Origin of the sequence: Streptomyces aurantiacus JA 4570, assembly GCF_000414115.1 — a bacterium.
Taxonomy (GTDB): Bacteria; Actinomycetota; Actinomycetes; order Streptomycetales; family Streptomycetaceae; genus Streptomyces; species Streptomyces aurantiacus_A.
This window is the reverse complement of record NZ_AOPZ01000551.1, coordinates 1-690: the sequence shown is the minus strand read 5'-3', so window position 1 is coordinate 690 and position 690 is coordinate 1. Positions and strand designations below refer to the sequence as shown.

The 690-nt window shown below is 78.6% G+C and carries 1 pseudogene; it reads left to right on the top strand.

The features are described from left to right. Positions 1-690: pseudogene (locus STRAU_RS37965) on the top strand (primosome assembly protein PriA); the annotation flags it as partial.

Sequence of the window (690 nt, the reverse complement as noted above, 5' to 3'; positions counted from 1 at the left end):
CCCCGGGCCGTGTGGACGGCGCTGCCGGGGCCGCAGTGGGCCGACGAGATCGCCCGGGCCGTGCAGGCCACGCTCGCCTCGGGACGCGGCGCCCTCGTCGTCGTACCGGCGGGACGGCCCGCCGCGCGCGTGGACGCGGCCCTGCGGGAGCGCCTCGGCGAGGGGCAGCACGCCGTCCTGACCGCCGACGCGGGGCAGGAGCGGCGGTATCGGGAGTGGCTGGCCGTGCGGCGCGGGGCGGTGCGGGCCGTCGTCGGGACGCGTGCGGCCATGTTCGCCCCGGTGCGCGATCTCGGGCTCGTCGTGGTGTGGGACGACGGCGACGCGAGTCATGCGGACGAGAACGCTCCGTTTCCGCATGTGCGCGAGGTCCTCGAGCTGCGCGCCGCACGGGACAAGTGCGGCTTTCTGCTGGGCAGTTGGGGGTGCACGGTCGAGGCCGCGCAGCTCGTGGAGAGCGGGTGGGCGGCGCCGATGGTCGCCGGCCGTGAGCAGGTGCGGGCCGCCGCTCCGCTGGTGCGGACCGTGGGGGACGGCGACCTCGCGCGCGACGAGGCCGCGCGGGCCGCGCGGCTGCCCACCCTCGCCTGGCGGGCCGCCCGCGAGGGGCTGAAGCACGGGCCCGTCCTGGTGCAGGTGCCGCGGCGCGGGTACGTTCCGCGGCTCGCGTGCGAGTGGTGCCGGGAGCCC